This is a genomic window from Streptomyces sp. NPDC051183 (assembly GCF_040682455.1).
Taxonomy (GTDB): domain Bacteria; phylum Actinomycetota; class Actinomycetes; order Streptomycetales; family Streptomycetaceae; genus Streptomyces.
Window position 1 is genome coordinate 79,748 of the sequence record NZ_JBFBBA010000005.1, and the last position, 15,775, is coordinate 95,522.

The following is a 15,775-nucleotide window of genomic DNA, read 5'->3' on the forward strand; positions in this document are numbered from 1 at the left end:
TCAGGCGGGCAGCGCCTCCAGGCGCTTGATCATGCGGCGCAGGACCAGGAGGGGGATCACTCCGAAGACGCCGAAGGACATGTCGATGAGGCTCCACCAGATGGGGATCTCGCGGATGGGCCCGCATATCAGGGCCAGCGGGATCACTCCGGCGCAGGCGATCATGCCGGCTTCGACGATCCAGATGTTGCGTACGGGGTCGCGGTGGACTCCGTAGAAGAAGACGGCGATCACCAGGTGGGCGAAGGCGAGCCAGTCGGTGCCGTACAGCAGGAAGGGGTACTCCGCATCGGCCCTGTCCAGCCCGTCGCCCACGCGTCGCAGCCACTCGTTGTCCACCAGGGCGTTGGCCCAGTGGAGCTCACTGACCAGGGGGAAGGCGGTGAGTCCACTGAGCACCAGGCAGACGAGGAACAGGGTCAGCCAGGCACGGATCCGCCGCTCAAGGGCGCTTCTCTCGCTCATGGAAGGAAGCGTACGCGGATTCTTGAACACGTTCAGTCGAATCTCTGAACATGTTCAACTCTGTGGCCGGACCGTGATCATCGCGGGTGTCCGCACGCGTCAGAGGCCGACGATGGCGTTCCAGCGCTTGGCGAAGGAGGGCCGCTCGGCCGTGGAGATGTCCCGTGAGACGACGAGGCGCTTGCGCATCTCGCCGTCGGGGAAGATCAGCGGGTTCTCGGCGAGGGCGGCGGTCTCCTTGTCGTCGGATCCGGCCAGGACCTCACGGGCTGCCGGGACCGGGCAGACGTAGTTGACGGAGGCGGCGAGCTCCGCGGCCACCTCCGGCGCGTAGTAGTGGTCGATCAGACTCTCGGCGTTGGCCTTGTGCCGGGCGAGGTTGGGGACGAGCAGGCTCTCCGCCCACAGCTCGGCCCCCTCCTCGGGGACGACGAACTCGATGTCGGGGTTGTCGGCCTGGAGCTGGATCGCGTCGCCGGAGTAGGCCTGACAGGCCAGGACGTCGCCCTTGCTGAGATCGGAGGTGTAGTCGTTGCCGGTGAAGCGGCGGATGTGCTTCTTCTTCACCATGCTCTCCACGCGGTCGCACATCCGGTGGAAGTCGGACCCGGTCCACCGCGTGACGTCCACCCCGTCGCCCTGCATGAGCAGGGAGAAGGACTCGTCGAGACCGGAGAAGAGGGTGACCTTGCCGGCCAGGTCCGGGTGCCACAGGTCGCCCACGGACCTGATCTCGCGGCCGAGCGCCTTGCGGTTGTAGGCGATGCCGGTGATCCCCGACTGCCAGGGCACGGTGTGCAGCCGGCCCTCGTCGAAGGCGGGGGAACGCAGCTGGGGATCGAGGTACTTGGCCACGTTGGGCTGCGCCGAGCGGTTCATCTTCTGGGCCCAGCCCAGATGGACGAACCGGGCGGCCATCCAGTCACTGACCACGAACAGGTCGTGGCCGGTCTCCTGGCGGTTCATCAGGGCCGGGCTGACCTTGCCGAAGAACTCGTCGTTGTCGTTGATGTCCTCGGTGTACCGGATCTCGATGCCGGTCTTCTCCGAGAAGGCGTCCAGCGTCGGCCGGCGACTCTCGTCCTCGTCGTCGGTGTCGATGTAGAGCGGCCAGTTGGAGAAGGAGATGCTCCGGTCCCGCTCGGAGCGGTCCGGGCCCTCCCGCCGGCCCTCGGGCACGTAGGCGGCGGGCACGCCGCAGCCGGCGAGGGCGGCCAGCAGGCCCGCGGCGCCGAGGCCGCGGATCGCCGAGCGGCGGGAGAAGGCGAGTTCAGGCATGGCCAAAGCCTCGGCGAACGCGAAGGGGCGGGCAATAGACATGTTGTCTACTGCCCGCCCCGTTCGGGCGGATCAGCCGTCGAGCGAGGTCATCACGTGCTTGATGCGGGTGTAGTCCTCGAAGCCGTAGGCGGAGAGGTCCTTGCCGTAGCCGGACTTCTTGAAGCCGCCGTGGGGCATCTCGGCGACGAGCGGGATGTGGGTGTTGATCCACACGCAGCCGAAGTCGAGGTTCCTGGACATCCGCATCGCGCGGCCGTGGTCCTTGGTCCACACGGAGGAGGCGAGGGCGAACTCGACGCCGTTCGCGTACTCCAGGGCCTGGGCCTCGTCCGTGAAGGACTGGACGGTGATGACGGGTCCGAAGACCTCGTTCTGGATGATCTCGTCGTCCTGCTTGAGGCCGGAGACCACGGTCGGGGCGTAGAAGTAGCCCTTCTCGCCGACCTGGTGGCCGCCCGCCTCGACCTTGGCGTGGGCGGGGAGGCGCTCGATGAAGCCCGCGACCTGCTTGAGCTGGTTCGGGTTGTTCAGCGGGCCGTACAGCACGTCCTCGTCGTCCGGCTGGCCGGTCTTGGTGTCGGCGGCGGCCTTGGCCAGCGCGGTCACGAACTCGTCGTGGATGGACTCGTGCACGAGCACGCGCGTGGCGGCGGTGCAGTCCTGGCCGGCGTTGAAGTAGCCCGCGACCGCGATGTCCTCGACGGCCTTGGCGATGTCGGCGTCCTCGAAGACCACGACCGGGGCCTTGCCGCCGAGCTCCAGGTGGACGCGCTTGACGTCCTTCGAGGCGCTCTCGGCGACCTGCATGCCCGCGCGCACCGAGCCGGTGATGGAGGCCATCGCCGGGGTGGAGTGCTCGACCATGGCCTTGCCGGTCTCGCGGTCACCGCAGATGACGTTGAAGACGCCCTTGGGCAGGACCGAGTCGATGATCTCCGCCATCAGGACGGTGGAGGCCGGGGTGGTGTCCGAGGGCTTGAGGACCACGGTGTTGCCCGCGGCGATGGCCGGGGCGAACTTCCACACGGCCATCATCATCGGGTAGTTCCACGGCGCGACCTGGGCGCAGACGCCGACCGGCTCACGGCGGATGATCGAGGTCATCCCCTCCATGTACTCGCCGGCCGAGCGGCCCTCCAGCAGACGCGCGGCGCCGGCGAAGAAGCGGATCTGGTCCACCATCGGCGGCAGCTCCTCGCTGGCCGTGAGGCCCAGCGGCTTGCCGGTGTTCTCCGACTCCGCGGCGACGAGCTCGTCCGCGCGCGCCTCGAAGGCGTCCGCGATCTTGAGCAGGGCCTTCTGGCGCTCGGAGGGGGTGGTGTCGCGCCAGCCCGGGAAGGCGGCCGCGGCGGCGGCCATGGCCGCGTCCACATCGGCCTGGCCGGAGAGCGGGGCGGTGGCGTACGCCTCGCCGGTCGCGGGGTTGACCACCTCGGTGGTCCGCCCGTCGGCGGCGTCCTTGAACTCCCCGCCGATGTAGTTACGCAGACGACGCAGTTCGCTGGTCACTCCAGCCACACTCCTGATCACATGTCCAATGGTTGAGACAACAACCCAGCCTAGCCCCTTGTGCGCCGTTTTCGACAGGGCCACGCACCACGAACTACGAAATCAGTGCTATCCGAGTCACCAAACAACGGATTTCATCGATTCCGTCTTGCGGAACTGTCGACTCCTCGTGCACAGTGAGGTCGTGGTCAGTCGAAGCGCAGATTCCAGGAACAGACAACCGTCCCCTTCGGTCGATGCTGTGTCCCTGGCGATCATCGAGCAACTGCAGGAGGACGGTCGCCGTCCCTACGCGGCCATCGGCAAGGCCGTGGGCCTTTCCGAAGCGGCCGTGCGACAGCGCGTCCAGAAGCTGCTCGACCAGGGCGTCATGCAGATCGTCGCCGTCACCGACCCGCTCACCGTGGGCCTGCGGCGCCAGGCAATGGTCGGCATCAACGTCGAGGGAGACCTCGACCCGGTGGCCGACGCCCTGACCGCGATGGCCGAGTGCGAGTACGTGGTGATGACCGCGGGCTCGTTCGACCTGATGGTGGAGATCGTCTGCGAGGACGACGACCACCTGCTCGACACGATCAACAAGAAGATCCGCGCGCTCCCCGGCGTGCGATCAACCGAAAGCTTCGTTTACCTGAAGCTGAAGAAGCAGACCTACATGTGGGGAACGAGATAGCCCGTGAGCCAGGACCTCTCCAAGACCGCGTACGACCACCTGTGGATGCACTTCACCCGCATGTCGTCGTACGAGAACTCTCCCGTCCCCACCATCGTGCGGGGTGAGGGCACCTACATCTTCGACGACAAGGGCAAGCGCTACCTGGACGGTCTCGCCGGACTGTTCGTGGTCAACGCCGGTCACGGCCGCAAGGAACTGGCCGAGGTCGCGTACAAGCAGGCCCAGGAACTCGCGTTCTTCCCCATCTGGTCGTACGCGCACCCCAAGGCCGTCGAGCTCGCCGAGCGCCTCGCGCACTACGCTCCGGGCGACCTGAACAAGGTCTTCTTCACCACCGGCGGCGGCGAGGCCGTCGAGACCGCCTGGAAGCTCGCCAAGCAGTACTACAAGCTTCAGGGCAAGCACACCAAGTACAAGGTCATCTCGCGTGCGGTGGCCTACCACGGCACCCCGCAGGGCGCCCTCTCCATCACCGGCCTGCCGGCCCTCAAGGCCCCCTTCGAGCCGCTGGTCCCCGGCGCGCACAAGGTGCCGAACACCAACATCTACCGCGCCCCGATCTACGGCGACGACCCCGAGGCCTTCGGCCGCTGGTGCGCCGACCAGATCGAGCAGGAGATCCTGTTCGAGGGCGCCGACACCGTCGCCGCCGTGTTCCTGGAGCCGGTGCAGAACGCCGGCGGCTGCTTCCCGCCGCCGCCCGGGTACTTCCAGCGGGTCCGCGAGATCTGCGACGAGTACGACGTCCTGCTCGTCTCCGACGAGACGATCTGCGCCTTCGGCCGCCTCGGCACGATGTTCGCCTGCGACAAGTTCGGCTACGTCCCGGACATGATCACCTGCGCCAAGGGCATGACCTCGGGCTACTCCCCGATCGGTGCCTGCATCATCTCGGACAAGCTCGCCGAGCCGTTCTACAAGGGTGACAACACCTTCCTGCACGGCTACACCTTCGGCGGGCACCCGGTGTCCTCCGCGGTGGCGCTCGCCAACCTCGACATCTTCGACAAGGAAGGCCTCAACCAGCACGTGCTGGACAACGAGGACGCCTTCTTCTCGACGCTGAAGAAGCTGCACGACCTGCCGATCGTCGGCGACGTCCGCGGCAACGGCTACTTCTACGGCATCGAGCTCGTCAAGGACAAGGTCACCAAGGAGTCCTTCTCGGACGAGGAGACCGAGCGCGTGCTCTACGGCTTCCTCTCCAAGGCGCTCTTCGAGAACGGCCTGTACTGCCGGGCCGACGACCGCGGCGACCCGGTCATCCAGCTGGCCCCGCCGCTGACCGCCGACCAGGGCACCTTCGACGAGATCGAAGGCATCCTGCGCTCGGTGCTCACCGAGGCGTGGACCAAGCTGTAAATAGTCCGACCACACGGCCCGGATCGCCCGTTCGAGTGAGAACGAGGGGGTCCGGGCCGTGTGCTGTCACCATCCAAGACGTTCATCTCTTTACATCTCCTTGCGGCGCCAGTGACCAAGCAGGCTCCGCTTCGTTCCCCCGGACGGAGGTGTACGCCATGGTGGCTCCCCCGGACAGCGCCCCGCCAGACAACGACGTCCTCTGGGCACGGTCCCTTCACTACTCCCACAGCGGTTCGCCCGGCCTCATCGGGGTCTCGCTCGGTGTCCGCGAGGGCGAGATCCTCGCCGTCACCGGCCCGCGCGGCAGCGGCAAGACCACGCTGCTGCGCTGCCTTTCCGGACAGCTGGCGCCCGAACAGGGCGAGGTCTGGTTCAACAGCGTGCCCGTGCACACCATGGGAGCCCTGGCCCGCGAGCGGCTGCGCCGCGACCGCTTCGGCTGGATCGGCCCCACGCCCCAGCTCCTGCCCGAACTGCGGGTCTGGGAGAACGCGGCCCTTCCGCTCCTGATCGCCGGCGCCCCGCACCGCACCGCCAAGGACGCCGCCTGCGAATGGCTGGAGCGCCTCGACATCGGCGGCTTCGCCCGCAAGCGCCCCGGCGCCCTCAACCGGGCCGAGTCGCAGCGCGTCGCCCTGGCCCGCGCCCTCGTCAACCGGCCGGCCGTGATCTTCGCCGACGAGCCGACGGCCCCGCTGCACCGCGCCGAGCGCGCCCTGCTGCTCCGTACGCTGACCACCGCGGCCCGCTCGCACGACATCACCGTCCTGCTGGCCACCCACGACGAGGAGACCGCGGCCGTCGCCGACCGGCGGGTCGCCCTGCTCGACGGCCGGCCGGCCGGAGCGGCGGCCGCCGCCTCCCCGCAGACCCCGGAGGACCAGGCCGCGTGCTCGCTCTCCGCCTAGCCCGCGGCTCCCGGCCGCTCGTCCAGCTGCGCCGGCTGCTGGTGGCCGCCGCCTCGGCCGGTACCGGGTTCCTGCTGCTGTACGTGCTCGCGCAGGCCGTAGCCCGGCCTGCCGGATCGTTCCCCCGGCTGCTGTGGGCCCTGGTCCCGCTCGCCGTCACCGTGCAGTTCGCCGTCGCCGTGGCCCGTACCGACCCGGCCACCCGGCCCCGGGAAGGGCTGGACGCGGCCGGGCTGGGACCCGTTCGGATCACCCTGGTCGCGGCGATCTCCACCGCCGTCGCCTGCACCCTGGGCAGCGCCGTCGCCCTGGCCGCCTTCCTCCACCTGCGCGGGGACGTCGCCGGGCTGCCCTTCGACGGGGCGGGGGCCGAACTGCTCCACGCCGACCGGCCGCTGCCCGTGGCGGCCGCCCTCACCCTGCTGTCCCTGCTCCCCCTGGCCGCTTCGGCCGCCACCGCCCTCGCGCTGCGGCCGCACCCGCCGACCGCCCCGCAGACCGGGCTGCCCTGGGGCATCGCCCTCACCGCCAGCGGGCTGGCCGTGGAGGCCTACGCCGGCCGCGGCGGCGCCGGCGCCGTCACCGGCTGGGCGCTGACCGCCCTCGGGCTCGCCCTCGCCGGGCCGGGCGTGGCCTACGCGTGCGGGGCGCTGGTGCAGGCCGTCCGCCCGGGCGCGCTCCGGCTGCTCGCCGGGCGGACCCTGCAGGAGGAGGCGCCCCGGCTGGGCCCGCCCCTCGGGGTGCTGTGCGCCGTCGGCGCGGGCGCCCTCACCTCCCTGGCCCTGCGCGACCGGGGCGGGCTCGACGTCCCGCTCGGCCCGCTGACCGGGCCGGCCGTCGCGCTGGTCGCCCTGTGCGCGGCCGCGACGCTGCTCACCTCGGCGGTGGAGGTGCACCAGGCCCGCGCCGCCGCCCGCGAGGCCCTCGCCGGCCTCGGCGCCCCGGGCGCGGTGCTGCGTACCGCCGCGACCCTGCGGGCGACCGCGCTGGTGGCCGTGTGCGTACCGCTCAGCTGGTGTGTGGCACAGCTGACGTCGCTGGCATTGACCCGCTGAGGCAGGCAGCCCTTAGGGTGGGCCGAATGGTCAACGGATACATCGACACCGAGATCGAGACGCTCGCCGAATTCGACCGGGTGGTGGCCCGCGGCTCGCTCAGCGGATACCGGATCCAGTCGGTCAACCTGCTGCAGCGCACCTTCGCGCTGCTGTCGGCGGACACCTCCTCGGCCGTGTTCCTCGGCTGCGCCATGGAGCCCGACGCCTCGGTCAAGGTCCGCGCGGACGGCGCGCTGGTCTTCCCGCCGGTTCCCGACCTGCCGTTCGACCCGTACCGCGGTCTGCTGTACACGGCGGACGAGCTGTTCGCCGGGCTGGCGGAGGGCTACGAGACCACCCCGGACGCCCTGGCCTACGCCTGGTTCCAGGAGACCAAGGCCGACGGCGACATCTTCTCCTCGATGCTCCGCTCCATCCACGACGACGCCATCTCCGACGCACTCGACGAGCACCTCGTGGGCGCCCGCGTCGTCGGCGTGATGGGCGGCCACGCGATGGCCCGCGGCGGTACGGACTACCGGGGCGCGGCGGAACTGGGCCGGGCGCTGAGCCGCTCCGGGCTGACGGTGGCCACCGGCGGCGGACCGGGCGCGATGGAGGCGGCCAACCTGGGCGCCTATCTGGCCCCGTCCCCGGACGAGGCCCTCGCGGAGGCGCTGGACATGCTGGCGAAGGCCCCGTCCTTCGCCCCCTCGGTCTCCGACTGGGCACAGGCGGCCTTCGCCGTACGCGGCCGGTGGCCCGGCGGCGGCAACTCGGTGGGCATCCCGACCTGGTTCTACGGGCACGAGCCGCCGAACGCCTTCGCGGGCCACATCGCCAAGTACTTCGCGAACGCCACCCGCGAGGACGGGCTGCTCGCCCGGTCCAACGCGGGCGTGGTCTTCCTGCCGGGCGCGGCGGGCACGGTGCAGGAGATCTTCGACAACGCGACGCCGAACTACTACGAGTCCCGGGGCGAGCCGACGCCGATGATCCTGGTCGGCCGCGCCCACTGGACGGAGCGGCTCCCGGCCTGGCCGCTGCTCCAGGCGCTGGCGGCGGGCCGTCCGCTCGCGTCCCGGATCGCGCTGGTCGACTCGGTCGACGAGGTTCCTGCGGTACTCGCCTCAATGACCTGAGTCCGGGAGGCAACTTCCGGCCCCGTTCTCACGTCTGGCATAGGTACACAAGACCTGCCAGAAGTGAACGGAGCCTTTGGTGCTCATAGGCCTGCTGACCGCAATCGCGGCGTCCATCTGCTACGGCACGGGATCCGTCCTGCAAGCCGTCGGCTCGCGCCGGGCGGCCCGTATGTCCCCGGCCGCGGCCGGAGTGACCGCGCACGGCGGGCCGAACCTGTCGTCGACCGCGAAGGCCGCGATGACGTGGGAGTTCATCGTCGGCACGATCCTGGACTTCGTGGGCTTCGGCCTCGGCGCCCTCGCCGCCCGGCTGCTGCCGCTGTTCCTCTCCCAGACCGTGATCAGCGCCAACCTGGTGATCACCGCGGTGCTCAGCGTGAAGATGCTGGGCATCCGGCTGACCCGGAAGGAGTGGGCCTCGATCGGGGTCGTCTGCACGGCGCTCGTGCTGCTGGCGACGGCGGCCGGCCACGAGGGCGGCCACCACGCCCCGATGTCCACCCACTGGTGGCTGCTCGCCGTGACGCTCCTGATCATCGTCGGCGGCACCGTGGCCGTACGGTTCCTCGGCGGCCGGGCGGCGATTCTCGCGGGCCTGCTGTCGGGTCTGGCCTTCGGCGCGCTCGGTGTGGGCGTGCGCATCCTGAACGGCGTGGACCCCTTCGACCTGGCCTCGCTGCTGTCCGACCCGGCGCTCTACGCGATCCTGGTGGCGGGCTTCGGCGGCATGTACCTGCACACGGTGGCCCTGCAGATCGGCTCGGTGAACGGCGCGACGGCAGCGCTGGTGGTGGGCGAGACGGTGCTGCCCGGCGCCATCGGCGTGCTCTGGCTGGGCGATGCCTCCCGACCGGGCCTGGCCTGGCTGGCGGTGCTCGGCTTCGTCCTGGCGGTGACCGGCGCGGTGGCGGTGGCCTGGTACGGCAACCACGACGGCGCCGAAGCGGAGGCCGAGGCGGCCCCGGAGCCGGTCCCGGTTCCGTAGCACCGCCCGGTCCGGTGGAGGCTCTTCCTCACTCTCTCGGCCCGCCCCCGATGGCGTCCGCGCGGCGGCTGCCGCTAGCTGGACGGGGGCGGGGGAGAGAGCGAGGGTGCATGGAGCCCACGAGTGCGCGGCTGCGCACCCCCCGGGCCGCCGGGACGGCCGGGATCGTCTTCGCGGTGCTGCTGGCGGCGGCGATCGTCCTGATGCGGATCGCCATCCCGTCGGGTGACGGCGCCGACGCGGTGGTCGACCCCGGGAATCGCTGGGCGGTGCGCCTCGCCCTGGAGATCGTGCCCTTCGCCGGGATCTCCTTCCTCTGGTTCATGGGCGCGCTGCGCGCGCACGCGGGCGAGGCCGAGGACCGGTTCGTCTCCACCGTCTTCCTCGGCAGCGGCTTCGTGTTCGTCGCCACCCTGTTCGTCGCGGCCGCCGCGGCGGGCACCGTGCTCCAGGACGGCGCGGACGCCGGCTTCGGGCGCCACTACGCGTACACGGTCCTGACGACGTACGCGATGCGGATGGCCGCCGTGTTCGTCTTCGCGACCTCCTCCATCGGGCGCCGCCTGGGGATCTTCCCGCGCCCGCTCGCCCTGCTGGGCTATCTGACCGGGCTGGTCCTGGTCGTCGTGGGTTCCGGGGTCCCCTGGTCCGAGCTGATCCTGCCGGCCTGGGCGCTGGTCGTGGGCCTGCACATCCTGCGGGCGACCCTGCGGTAGCGGCCCGCCGTGCGCCGCGCCGCACCCGCGCGCATGCTGGTGATGGGGAGGGGACGGGACGGGGCGGGGGGCTCGGGGCACGGGGACTCGGGGCACGGGGAGCATTCCGGCCACCGAAAGGCTGATCCCTCATGAGGCTTGTCGTGGACCTCAATCGCTGCCAGGGATACGCACAGTGCGCGTTCCTCGCTCCCGGCGTCTTCGCCATGCACGGGGACGAAGGGCTGCTCTACAACCCGGAGACCGACGAGGAACAGCGTGAGCACGTCGCACGTGCCGTCGCCGCCTGCCCGGTCGGGGCGATCCTCGTCGAATACGACGCGGCGGACGAACCCGCACTCACCGCGGAGGTGCGCGGTGAGCGGTGACGGCGCCCTGGAGCGCCTCAAGCGTGAGGGCCGCATCGTCGTCGTCGGCGCCTCGCTGGCCGGACTGCGGGCGGCGGAGACCATGCGCGAGGAGGGCTTCGCCGGTTCGCTGACGATGATCGGCGACGAACCCTACGAGCCGTACGACCGGCCCCCGCTGTCCAAGCAGGTCCTGCTGGGAAAGGCGACCGCGGACCGTACCGCGCTCCCGCGCCGCCGGGACATCGACGCCAAGTGGCGCCTCGGCGTCCCCGCCACCGGCCTGGACATGGCGGGCCGACGGGTGCTCCTCGCCGACGGTGACGCGGTGGAGTACGACCGGCTGCTGATCGCCACCGGAGTGCGGGCCCGGCCGTGGCCGAACGAGGAGGAGGGCGCGCTGGACGGCGTCTTCGTCCTGCGCACCCGGGACGACGGCGCCGCTCTGGCACGCAGTCTCGCCGCCGGCCCGCGCCGGGTGCTCGTCATCGGGGCCGGATTCACCGGATCGGAGATCGCGTCCGCCTGCCGTGAGCGCGATCTGCCCGTCACCGTCGCCGAACGGGGCGACGCGCCCCTGGTCGGCGCGCTCGGCGGGGTCATCGGGGAGGTCGCGGCCGGAATGCACCGCGAGGCCGGAGTGGACTTGCGCACCGGTGTCATGGTGACCGGGCTGGAGGGCGATCCCTCCGGGCGGTTCCGCGCCGCGCACCTGTCCGACGGCGCCACCGTCGAGGCCGACGTGGTGGTCGTCTCGCTCGGCGCGCAGCGCAACACCGAGTGGCTCTCCGGGTCCGGTCTGGGTGCGGGTCCGCGCGGCATCGCCTGCGACGCGGGCTGCCGGGCCTTCGACATCTGGGGCATCGTCACCGACGACATCTACGTGGCGGGTGACGTGGCACGTTCCCCGCACGCGCTCTTCGGGTACCAGTTCCTGTCCCTGGAGCACTGGGGCAATGCCGTCGCCCAGGCCGAGACGGCGGCGCACAACATGCTCAGCGAGGGCATGGACCGCCGCCCCCACGTGTGGGTCCCGGCCTTCTGGTCGTCCCAGTTCGGCGTGAACATCAAGTCCGTCGGGGTGCCCTCGATGGGGACGGAGATCCTCATCGCACAGGGCTCGCGCGACGAGCGCAGGTTCACCGGCGTGTACGGGTACCAGGGGCGGGTCATCGGCGCGGTCACCTTCGACCATTCGCGCTGGCTGCCGTTCTACCAGCACCTGATCGAGACCACCGCGCCGTTCCCGCCGCCGTTCGCCACCGTGGACCGCAGGCCGGAGGGCCACAAGCCGATGCCGGCGGACTTCCCCGACCCGTCAGTGCCCACGCACGGCCCGACGATCACCCTCAGCGGCTACTCGCCGGCCGACCGGCGGATGACGTTCACCCCCGCGCACCACTGATCGAGGACCTGTCATGACACAAGCCATCCTGCGGGAGATCATCGACTACGCGAACCGTGCCGATCCGTATCCGCTGTACGAGGAGCTCCGCAAGACGCCGGTGTCCCACGAGGGCGACGGACCGTACGTCGTCAGCACCTACTACGAGATCCAGAGCCTCCTCCACGACCCGCGGATCAGCTCCGACCGCCGCAATCTGACGCCGACGGCGGCCGACCCGCTGGCCCAGGCCGAGGAGGAGGACACGGCGCTGCCGCCCGCCTTCCTGAACCTCGACCCCCCGGAGCACGACCGGCTGCGCCGGATGACGAACCGCCCGTTCGGCCCGCCGCACACCCCGCACCGGGTCCACGACATGCGCGGCGAGCTCGGGGGCATCGTCTCCGGGCTGATCGACGGCATCGCCTCCGCGGACGGTCTGGACCGGATCGACCTGGTCGACCAGTTCTCCTACCCGTTCCCCGTCTCGGTGATCTGCCGGCTGCTGGGCGTGCCGCCCGAGGACGAGCCGCGTTTCCACGTGTGGGCGGACGCCCTCGCCGCGAGCCTGGACCCCGACCCGGACGCCGACCCCTCGCAGCGCCACAAGGGTTCCACCGATGTGCGGATGGAGCTCGGCATGTACCTGGCCGGGCTGATCGAGGAGCGCCGCAAGAGCCCCGGTGACGACATGCTGTCCCATCTGGCGACGGCGGACGGACCGGACGGCGCGATGACGACGATGGAGGTGCTCAGCACCTCCGCGCTCCTGCTGATCGCGGGCCACGAGACCACGGTCAACCTCATCACCAACGGGATGCTGACCCTGCTGCGCCACCCGGACGTGCTCCAGCGGCTGCGCGAGGACACGGGCCTGGCCGTCCCCATGGTCGAGGAGCTGCTCCGCTACGAGCCTCCGGTCCAGCTCCTGCCCCAGCGCAGCACGCTGGCCGACATCGAGGTCGCCGGGGTCTCCATCCCCAAGGGCGCGTCCCTGTGGCTGATCCTGGCCTCCGGCAACCGCGACCCGAAGCGGTTCGAGGACCCGGACCGCTTCGACCCGGACCGCAAGGACATCCAGCACCTCGGACTCGGCAGCGGCATCCACAGCTGCTTCGGGGCGCCGCTGGCGCGGCTGGAGGCCCAGCTGGCGCTGAGCGAGCTCGCCCGCCGGCTGGACAACCCCCGGCTCCTGGAGGACCCGCCCCCCTACCGGCAGAACGCGGTCCTGCGCGGCCCGCGCCACCTGCCGATCGCCTGCGACCGCATCCTCGACTAGTTCGCGGCCGGGAGCACGACCACCTCGGACGGGGTGAAGGTCACCGCGACGCGGTCGCCCACCGACGGCGCCCCCGCCAGGCCGCACTCGGCCTCCAGCACGGGACCCGCCTCCGGGCGCAGCAGCAGCGCGACGTGCGTGCCGCGGAAGGTACGGGACTCCACCACGCACGCGAGGCCCTCCGGCCCCAGGACGACCCCGGCGGGCCGGATCAGCAGCCGCTGCTCCCCCTCCGGGGACCCGGGCGGCACGGGGACCTTGCCCCACGCGGTGGCCGCGGCGCCGCCGGACACCACGGCCGGGACCACGTTCTCGAAGCCCAGGAACCGGGCCACGAACTCGGAGGCCGGCCGCTGCCACACCTCCAGCGGGGTCCCGGCCTGCGCGATCCGCCCGTCCCGCATCACGATCACCCGGTCGGCCAGTGCGAAGGCCTCCCCCTGGTCGTGCGTGACGGCCAGCACGGTGGTCCCCAGCCGGGAGAACAGCCCCTGGAGCTCCACGACCAGCCGCTCCCGCAGCCCGCGGTCCAGCTGTCCCAGCGGCTCGTCCAGCATCAGCAGCCGCGGCGACGGGGCCAGCGCCCGCGCCAGCGCCACCCGCTGCTGCTCTCCCCCGGACAGCGAGGCCACGGCCCTGCCCCGGGCTCCGGGGAGCCCGACCAGCTCCAGCAGCTCCGCGACCTGGGCCTCGTACGCCCCCTTCGAGGAACCCCGCATCCGCAGGCCGAAGGCGACGTTCCCGCCCACGTCCCGGTGCGGGAACAACTGGTGGTCCTGGAACATCAGGCCGACTCCGCGCCGGTGCACCGGTACGCCGGCCTGGTCGGCCCCTCCGAGCAGGACGCGGCCCCCGGACACCTGCTGGAGCCCGGCGACGACCCGCAGCAGCGTCGACTTCCCGCTGCCGCTCGGGCCCAGCACGCACACGATCTCGTGCTCGGCGACCTCCAGGTCGACGGAGTCCACGACGGCGCGCTCGCCGAAGCGGACCGACACCCCTTCCAGCCGGAGCAGCGTCATCAGAACTCTCCCGAGGTCTTGTCGGGTCGCAGTCGCTCCAGCACCAGCAGGGACACCGCGCACACCAGCATCAGAATCGTGCTCAGGGCCATCGCCTGCCCGTAGTTCATCTCCCCCGCCCGCCCCAGCAGCCGCGCCACGGCCACGGGCAGCGTCGGGTGGTCCGGCCGGGCGATGAAGACGGTCGCCCCGAACTCGCCCAGCGACACCGCGAAGGCGAACCCGGCGGCGATCAGCAGCGCCCGCCGCACCAGCGGCAGGTCCACCTCCCGCCACGCCCGCAGCGGGGACGCGCCGAGCACGGCGGCGGCCTCCCGCAGCCGCCCGTCCACGGCCCGCAGCACCGGGAGCATGGTCCGTACGACGAACGGCACCCCCACCAGCGCCTGGGCCAGCGGCACCAGGATCCACGAGGTCCGCAGGTCCAGCGGCGGCTCGTCCAGGGTGATCAGGAAGCCGAAGCCCACCGTCACCGCCGACACCCCCAGCGGCAGCATCAGCAGCGCATCGAACCCGCGCACGAACCGGCCCCCGCGCCGGGTCAGCGCCGCGGCCGCGAGCCCCCCGATCACCAGGGCGATGGCGGTGGCGGCGAGCGCGTACTGCAGGGAGTTCCAGATCGCCTCCAGCGGCGGCACCAGGAACGTTCCGCCGCCCGCACCCACCTCCTGGAGCGCCCGGTAGAAACCGAACCCGTACCCGCCGGGCGCGTCGAAGGACCGTTCCACCAGCACGCCCAGCGGCAGCACGATCAGCAGCGCCACCGTCAGCAGCACCGCGCCCAGCAGCCCGCGCTGCGCGAGCCCGCGCGGCCGGTGCGTCGTGCGACCCGGGTCCACGAGGCGCAGCGCGGTCTCCCGCTTGCGCACGGTCCAGGCGTGCACCCCGAGGATGGCGCCGACCGCCGCGAACTGAACCATCGTCAGGACCGCCGCCGTCGGCAGGTCCAGGAGCTGCGCGGTCTGCCGGTAGACCTCCACCTCCAGGGTGGAGTACGAGGGCCCGCCGAGGATCTGCACGACCCCGAAGGAGGTGAAGGTGAACAGGAAGACCATCAGAGAGGCGGCCGCCACCGCCGGGGCCAGCGCGGGCAGCGTCACCCGCCGCCAGGCCGCGAACCGCCCGGCCCCCAGCACCCGGGCGGCCTCCTCCTGACGCGGGTCGAGCTGCGCCCAGAGCCCGCCGACGGTGCGTACGACCACGGCGTAGTTGAAGAAGACGTGCGCGAGCAGGATCGCCCAGACGGTGGTGTCCAGCCGGATCCCCCACAGCTCGTCCAGCAGACCGTTCCGCCCGACGAGCGCCAGGAAGGCGGTGCCGACCACCACGGTCGGCAGCACGAACGGCACGGTCACCAGCGCCCGCAGCAACTGCTTGCCGGGGAACTCGAAGCGCGCGAAGACGTACGCGCCGGGGAGCGCGATCAGGAGCGTGAGCGCGGTGGACGCGAGCGCCTGCCAGGTGGTGAACCAGAGCACGTCGGCGATGTCGGGCCGGGCCAGCACCTCTCCGATCCGGCCGAACTGCCAGCCGGTGTCGGTCCTGAGCCCGCGCCCGACGATCGCGGCGACGGGATACGCGAAGAACAGCCCGAAGAAGGCGAGCGGGACGGCCATCAGGCCCAGCCTGACGGCCGTGGCCCGGACGCTCTCCTTC

The 15,775-nt window shown here is 71.5% G+C and carries 15 protein-coding genes; 10 read left to right on the top strand and 5 right to left on the bottom strand.

Annotated features, from left to right (window positions below; genetic code table 11):
* The 3 genes from AB0M99_RS06010 to AB0M99_RS06020 form a co-directional block, all read right to left on the bottom strand.
* Positions 1–465: a hypothetical protein gene (locus AB0M99_RS06010; RefSeq protein WP_365917451.1), complete on the bottom strand. Its 465-nt coding sequence runs from the start codon at positions 463–465 to the stop codon at positions 1–3.
* Positions 466–564: 99 nt separating this feature from the next.
* Positions 565–1,743 (bottom strand): spermidine/putrescine ABC transporter substrate-binding protein, encoded by a 1,179-nt coding sequence (locus AB0M99_RS06015; RefSeq protein WP_365917452.1) that lies wholly within the window; start codon positions 1,741–1,743, stop codon positions 565–567.
* A gap of 72 nt (positions 1,744–1,815) precedes the next feature.
* Positions 1,816–3,255, bottom strand: a complete 1,440-nt coding sequence (locus AB0M99_RS06020; RefSeq protein ID WP_365917453.1) for a gamma-aminobutyraldehyde dehydrogenase — start codon at positions 3,253–3,255, stop codon at positions 1,816–1,818.
* Between the two features lie 169 nt (positions 3,256–3,424).
* On the opposite strand from AB0M99_RS06020, the gene AB0M99_RS06025 reads away from it, so the two are divergent.
* From AB0M99_RS06025 to AB0M99_RS06070, 10 genes are all read left to right on the top strand, one after another.
* Complete coding sequence (locus tag AB0M99_RS06025; RefSeq protein WP_037791052.1) at positions 3,425–3,928, top strand: Lrp/AsnC family transcriptional regulator; 504 nt, start codon at positions 3,425–3,427, stop codon at positions 3,926–3,928.
* Positions 3,929–3,931: 3 nt separating this feature from the next.
* Entirely contained in the window at positions 3,932–5,293 is a 1,362-nt protein-coding gene (locus tag AB0M99_RS06030; RefSeq protein ID WP_365917454.1) for an aspartate aminotransferase family protein, read from the top strand.
* Between the two features lie 158 nt (positions 5,294–5,451).
* On the top strand, positions 5,452–6,204 hold the full coding sequence (locus tag AB0M99_RS06035) for an ATP-binding cassette domain-containing protein (protein ID WP_365917455.1): 753 nt from the start codon (positions 5,452–5,454) through the stop codon (positions 6,202–6,204).
* Positions 6,186–7,259, top strand: a complete 1,074-nt coding sequence (locus tag AB0M99_RS06040; RefSeq protein ID WP_365917456.1) for a hypothetical protein — start codon at positions 6,186–6,188, stop codon at positions 7,257–7,259. Before AB0M99_RS06035 ends, AB0M99_RS06040 begins: the two co-directional genes overlap by 19 nt.
* A 26-nt stretch (positions 7,260–7,285) precedes the next feature.
* Positions 7,286–8,383 (top strand): LOG family protein, encoded by a 1,098-nt coding sequence (locus AB0M99_RS06045; RefSeq protein ID WP_365917457.1) that lies wholly within the window; start codon positions 7,286–7,288, stop codon positions 8,381–8,383.
* 79 nt (positions 8,384–8,462) lie between these two features.
* On the top strand, positions 8,463–9,371 hold the full coding sequence (locus AB0M99_RS06050) for a hypothetical protein (protein WP_365917458.1): 909 nt from the start codon (positions 8,463–8,465) through the stop codon (positions 9,369–9,371).
* Between the two features lie 110 nt (positions 9,372–9,481).
* Entirely contained in the window at positions 9,482–10,087 is a 606-nt protein-coding gene (locus tag AB0M99_RS06055) for a hypothetical protein (RefSeq protein WP_365917459.1), read from the top strand.
* Positions 10,088–10,218: 131 nt separating this feature from the next.
* Positions 10,219–10,455, top strand: coding sequence for a ferredoxin (locus AB0M99_RS06060; protein WP_365917460.1), 237 nt, complete (start codon positions 10,219–10,221; stop codon positions 10,453–10,455).
* Positions 10,445–11,839, top strand: coding sequence for an FAD-dependent oxidoreductase (locus tag AB0M99_RS06065; RefSeq protein WP_365917461.1), 1,395 nt, complete (start codon positions 10,445–10,447; stop codon positions 11,837–11,839). Before AB0M99_RS06060 ends, AB0M99_RS06065 begins: the two co-directional genes overlap by 11 nt.
* A gap of 13 nt (positions 11,840–11,852) precedes the next feature.
* Positions 11,853–13,097, top strand: coding sequence for a cytochrome P450 (locus AB0M99_RS06070; RefSeq protein WP_365917462.1), 1,245 nt, complete (start codon positions 11,853–11,855; stop codon positions 13,095–13,097).
* Here AB0M99_RS06070 and AB0M99_RS06075 read toward each other — a convergent pair.
* Positions 13,094–14,119: an ABC transporter ATP-binding protein gene (locus tag AB0M99_RS06075; protein ID WP_365917463.1), complete on the bottom strand. Its 1,026-nt coding sequence runs from the start codon at positions 14,117–14,119 to the stop codon at positions 13,094–13,096. The two genes, AB0M99_RS06070 and AB0M99_RS06075, sit on opposite strands and share 4 nt — an antisense overlap.
* Positions 14,119–15,735, bottom strand: coding sequence for an iron ABC transporter permease (locus AB0M99_RS06080; RefSeq protein WP_365917591.1), 1,617 nt, complete (start codon positions 15,733–15,735; stop codon positions 14,119–14,121). The genes AB0M99_RS06075 and AB0M99_RS06080 overlap by 1 nt, the downstream gene beginning before the upstream one ends.
* Between the last annotated feature and the right edge of the window lie 40 nt (positions 15,736–15,775).